General features: G+C 50.7%; 6 protein-coding genes and 1 pseudogene. All 7 read right to left on the bottom strand.

The window, feature by feature from the left end:
- Positions 1–41: 41 nt before the first annotated feature.
- Positions 42–965, bottom strand: a pseudogene (locus RMO15_RS02825) (transposase); the annotation flags it as partial.
- A 395-nt stretch (positions 966–1,360) separates the two neighbouring features.
- Entirely contained in the window at positions 1,361–1,918 is a 558-nt protein-coding gene (locus RMO15_RS02830) for a hypothetical protein (RefSeq protein ID WP_309707607.1), read from the bottom strand.
- 121 nt (positions 1,919–2,039) lie between these two features.
- Complete coding sequence (locus RMO15_RS02835; RefSeq protein WP_309707608.1) at positions 2,040–2,267, bottom strand: hypothetical protein; 228 nt, start codon at positions 2,265–2,267, stop codon at positions 2,040–2,042.
- A 665-nt stretch (positions 2,268–2,932) separates the two neighbouring features.
- Positions 2,933–3,271, bottom strand: a complete 339-nt coding sequence (locus RMO15_RS02840; protein ID WP_309707609.1) for a hypothetical protein — start codon at positions 3,269–3,271, stop codon at positions 2,933–2,935.
- A gap of 4 nt (positions 3,272–3,275) precedes the next feature.
- Complete coding sequence (locus RMO15_RS02845) at positions 3,276–3,497, bottom strand: hypothetical protein (RefSeq protein ID WP_309707611.1); 222 nt, start codon at positions 3,495–3,497, stop codon at positions 3,276–3,278.
- Between the two features lie 4 nt (positions 3,498–3,501).
- Positions 3,502–3,687 (bottom strand): hypothetical protein, encoded by a 186-nt coding sequence (locus tag RMO15_RS02850; RefSeq protein ID WP_309707614.1) that lies wholly within the window; start codon positions 3,685–3,687, stop codon positions 3,502–3,504.
- Between the two features lie 141 nt (positions 3,688–3,828).
- Positions 3,829–5,274 carry an IS4 family transposase gene (locus RMO15_RS02855; RefSeq protein WP_309707615.1) on the bottom strand — a complete coding sequence of 482 codons (1,446 nt, stop codon included), beginning with the start codon at positions 5,272–5,274 and terminating at the stop codon, positions 3,829–3,831.
- Positions 5,275–5,332: the final 58 nt, after the last annotated feature.

Raw genomic sequence — 5,332 nt, forward strand, 5'->3', positions numbered from 1 at the left:
CGGAATATGTCAATGATTTTGAGACACTTTTCTTTTTTAATTTAGACTCTTTTTGCCTCCAGACTTACCCTGCATTTATCATCTGTCACGGCGGGCAAAGCGGAGTCCAGCACGAGTGCCAATACAGGAGGATTGATCCAGACCGCATCAGGCACACGGGGATGAACAGGAAGCCCCTTGGCGAAGCGCTCGGGATGCAGCGCAAAGGCAACGGCAAGCGTGGCATTGCGAGCGGCTATTACGGATGAAGCCTGGCCATGATGTACCATTGAGGGGGTCAGTAAGGCAAGACCTCCATGATGGTGCTCCTGGTTGTACCAGCCGAAGAACTCAACGCAGAAGGCACGCGCCTCCTCAATGCTAGCGAAGCGAGCAGGAAACGAGGGGCGATACTTCAACGTCTTGAACGCACTCTCGGAAAACGGGTTGTCATTGGAGACATGAGGACGGCTGTGTGTCTTGGTGATGCCCAGATCCTCAAGGAGCAAAGCAACAGGCTTGGAGCGCATCGAGGAACCACGATCCGCATGAAGCGTGAGCTGCCCAGTAGAGATGCCTTGCTTGAAAGCGCTCTCTGCGATGAGCTGCTCAGCCAAGACAGCACTCTCATGTGAAGCTACCATCCAGCCCACAGTATAGCGGCTGAAGACATCCAGGATGACATATAGATGGAAGTAGCTCCCTTTGATCTCACCGCGCAGCTTCGTGATGTCCCAAGACCACAATTCATTGGGACGTGTTGCCAGAAGCTCCGGACGAGCGTAGGCCGGATGGCTTGCCTGTCTACGGCGCTCTCCCGATGAGGATTCCTCTTTAAGGAGACGATACATCGTGCGAATCGAGCAGAGGTAGACCCCTTCATCCAGCAGAGTGGCATACACCTCAGCGGGGGCATGATCCACGAAACGCTCGCTGTAGAGTACCTCCCGCACCGCCTGCCGTTCGTCCGGCGAGAGGGCTCGTGGCCCAACTCGCTCAGCTTGCTCCGACTTGACAGGCTCAGTGTCAGCTTGCTCCGACTTGACAGGCTCAGTGTCAGCTTGCTCCGACTTGACAGGCTCAGTGTCAGCTTGCTCCGACTTGACAGGCTCAGTGTCAGCTTGCTCCGACTTGACAGGCACAGTGTCAGCTTGCTCCGACTTGACAGGCACAGTGTCAGCTTGCTCCGACTTGACAGGCACAGTGTCAGCTTGCTCCGACTTGACAACCACTTGATGTATTTGTGCTTGACCGTTCTGGTATCGGTACCAAGTTGCCCGCGAGATGCCCAGTGCCCGACAGGCAGTGGCGATGGGGAGCGGTGCGGTGACGAGGGGCAATAGTTGAGCTTGGTCAATCGTGGTCATGGCCGCAATTGCATTCATGAGCCTGCCTCGGATATCTCGTCGTCTTTGGGTGTCGCAAGAGTGATGCCCAGAAGCTGCGATACTTTTTTTTGGAGATCCAGTAGTGCTTGTGCTTGTGCGAGCTGGCGTTCCAGTTGCATTGTCTTACGCCGCAGCTCTCGATTCTGCTGTGCCAAAGGCAGAACTTCCTTTGCAGGATGAGATAATGCCGCACTATCTCGTGGAACCTTGACGTCCTTGCTGAGCTTTTTGGCCTGCTGATTTGCCTGAACTTGCTTGCGCTTCCAATCGGTAAGGTGAGAGGAGTAAAGTCCCTCGCGTCGCAGCAGTGCGCCGATTTGCCCGTGCTTTTTGCAGTTCTGCGCTTGCTGGAGAATGTTCTCTTTGTACTGGCGAGTGAAAGTCCTTCGTTGGGCTCGTTGCTGAACCTCGGGGTTAGGGAATGTCTCTTTTGTCGGTAGTGCCTCTTTGGACGTTGGCGTGTCCAAGCCCGCAGCTACTGGTGCGAGAGGAATCCCTGTCGGGTTTTGATAGACGGAGTTGCCGTTTGGGTGGGCCATAGTGATGCTCATTCTGGTTCTTTCCTTTTTGCCCTGGGGAGATATAGAGGGAACGGAAAGTGTCTCAAATCATTGTGGCACACAGGGATGTCACCAACCGCATAGGAGGGCATCTACAGAGTCTCTTTCATGGCTACAAGTGGCTCCAAGCGGCAGCGTCTTCAGGCGTGTCCCCTATCTGGCGCAGTTTGGCCCCAGTGAGCAAGGCGGCACTTCGGGCAATGCTCTTGTTGAGGGTGATCTCCTGGGCTTCTGCCTCTTGGAGAAGTGCGAGGATCAGCGCGTCAGGCTTGAGGCCGCGAGATCGGGCCACCCGTCGCAGGAGCCTCTCTTCTTCTGGTTTTTCAATGGTTAGGGTCATGTTTTTGTCTTGCTTCCTACCAAGTCTTCTTTGGTGATTCCAGTGTATAAACGGCCCTGTTTTAAAAAGCAAGCTTTATCCAGGGGTGAATTATGAAGGGACTTCACTTCCTTTACCATCTCCTGGAACCCTTTAATGCAACGAGCCTTTTCCTAGGGCGTCAAGTGTAAATGCGTTATTTGTCCCTCGGTTGGGTCGGGATTGCAAATATTTAGCACATCGTACTCCTGCCCGCATTTGTCGCACTTGACGCGCCTGTACCCCTCTTGCAGTGGCTTCTTTGGTGCTGGAGCGGGGGAAGCTGAGGGCTCAGGGGCTTTGATCCATGTCACCCATCGCCTCGGCTGCTGATGGGAGACTTGAGGTCGCGATTCTACGTACAGCCCCGATGCCAGCCCCACCGAGGCCGCGATACCCAGGAGGGCGAGAGCGAAGGTTCGAACCTTCGCTTGGATGATTTTCTTTGGTCGGTTCATGATTGAGTTTCCCTCGCGTGCTTCAATGGAGATCTGGCAGGCGGTCTTGGAAAAGGGTAAGACGTAACCACCAGCACAAGATAAGCATAGCAATACCAAAGACTAAACCAGGCAAAAGGGCTTTTCCGATCTGCATAAGTCCGCTTTCGCCGGACGCATCGTAGCGCAGCGGTTTCGGTTCTTGATTGTTCATTCCCTCGCTCCTGTGACGGCTTCACTAGGGCCACTCTCAGCCATGTCATCCATATCTAAGCCCTCATTCCATGCTGAAAAGTCCCACCGCCTGAAGTTGGGCCAATTAGTTTTCTCGGCTAAATCTTCAAGTTTTAAGGCAATGGCACATGCCTCTTCAAAGGATGGAGCAATGCCCACCGTGATGAAGTCTTTGACCATCGTGCCGACGCGCCCTTTCTCTTCTATCTGACTAAGACCGGCGCGGTTGACACCAAAGCAGATTTCTGCGGATTCAATATGAAACCCACCACTGGTAGGGCTGTACTCGACGAGCCACAAGGTTCCTATGTCCATGACTCTACTCCTTCGCCCCTGTGACCACTTCACCAGGGTCACTCTCCGCAAGACACTGTTGCCACTCGGTGTTAAAGCGCTCCGCAAGCTCTGCCATCACCTCATCAGGCACAAGGGGCAGCTCCTCGACATTCACCCCCAGATCTCTGGCAATCTCCTCGTCTATCTGTTGGTCGGTAGCCGATTCAACCCAGTCTATGTAAGCACGAGTGATTCCTAAACTCATTGCTTTATTCCCTTGCCCTTTGAGCTGCTCTCACAGCCACCGCGCCCACACGCATGCGCACTTCCAGCGCCTCAGCACGTCGCAGGAGCTTGTCGTAGAGGTTCGGGGGCAGTGCTGCTGTGAAGCTCTTCCAGCCCTCGGGAATGTCATCGGGTTTCACCAGCTCGGGTAGGTCAATGGTCAGGGGCATTGGTTTATCTTTCTAGCCACATCCCAGGTGCTTGATGGAGATGAGTTTGCCATCTTCGCAGAAGGTGATTATGTTAACGTCGCCATAGTAGGAGTGCCTCCCGTACATAACATACCACTTGTGATTAACCCTATCGAAGTACTAATCTTGTCCCATATCTTTTGCTGATAGGGCTGACATCGCTGAAAAAGCCATTTGCCAGCCCTCCTCCATACCATCCAAACGACGAAGTCCCATCCATAAACTCTTCACACCAGCACGAGGAGCAGAACGACAAGGACGAAAACCACCGACACGAGCAACGGCCATAACTGCATCGCTGACGCTTGAGATCGTTTTACCACTGTGAGCTGACAAAACTTTAATACTCAAATCAGTAAAAACATAGTTCGCAGGAGTGTTAGGGGCTTCACGGGCAAGATAGGTTAAGTAAAGGAGTCGCCAACCAACGATACTGTAAAAAGAAAGATATTTCATTAGAGAATCAACATCATCAAGCTGAAGATTTTCAACTCCAAGACCAGATTTTAAAACATAATGAAATCGTTCAATTAGCCAGCGATAAGTATAAAATAAAACCATATCAAGAGCTGTCTTCGAGTCGGTGACAGGAAACGTAGAAAGTAAAATCCATTCGATTGCATCGAAGCCAGGAGGAGGGTTATCTTCCCTGGCACAAACAACCCAAACAACAGGATTAGGTTTACTTTTATCCGCGTAGACAGGAGGTATAATTTCAACATGAGTATAACGAATGCTCAATTGAGCACAACGATCCGTAAATTCTTTACCTTTTTTTACTTTGACAGACAAGGTATTTTTAGCAACAACAGGAGAGCATCGAGCAGCCTCCCATAGATTAGCATTACCATCTTCTAATTTCGTATTACCATCATTTTTCACTGAAATTTTACGAGGATGGCAAGATCGGATAAGAAGATAGGTATTTTCTCGGCGAGGTTCTTGTAAAAAGGAAACGATATCGGCTTCACGATCCTGAATCAGAAGAACGGAGTCCTCAGGTTGGAGAATCTCTTCGACGCCTCGAAGGGCCTTCACCCATTTCTGACTCTCTTTTTCGGATTCGGGACGAGAACGACGCTGATTAGACTGTCCAAACGATTCTGCTGTCCGTGTCCAGCTTTGTTGATAGAGAACGCCTAAAGGAACCCCTTTGGGAGACAAGGCAATGACAGAATGCGTAAGAAATCCTTGGCTTTTGGGAGTAGATGCAATTGGTCCTAGTCCTGTACATGCTTTATGTGAAGTGAAATCAAAGCTCGTTGTATCCGATGCTGCAAGAAAAAATGAATATTCTTTAGCTCTCTCTCGTGTTTGTTTCGAGTGACCTACTAAAATATCTTGAGGAGTAATCTCTGCAATATTCACAAGACGATAACCCGCTTTTCGCTTAGCCTCACAAGCTCTTGAAAAAGAAACTCCTGGCTGTTGATGAATTTTTTGGCAAATTGCTGCGAGACTTTTTTTGAATCGTACATCGGGAAGTTTTGCTCCGTGAACCTCTATCCATGCCCACTCTTTGTCTTGAGTAGGTTCTTGCTGAAGAAGAGAATCTGTTGTTTCCATCACTCTCTCTTTTGCAATTTCGGCTCCAAGACGACAAAAAGTTATGGGACAAGATTAG

The organism is Armatimonas sp. (assembly GCF_031410135.1).
Taxonomy (GTDB): domain Bacteria; phylum Armatimonadota; class Armatimonadia; order Armatimonadales; family Armatimonadaceae; genus Armatimonas.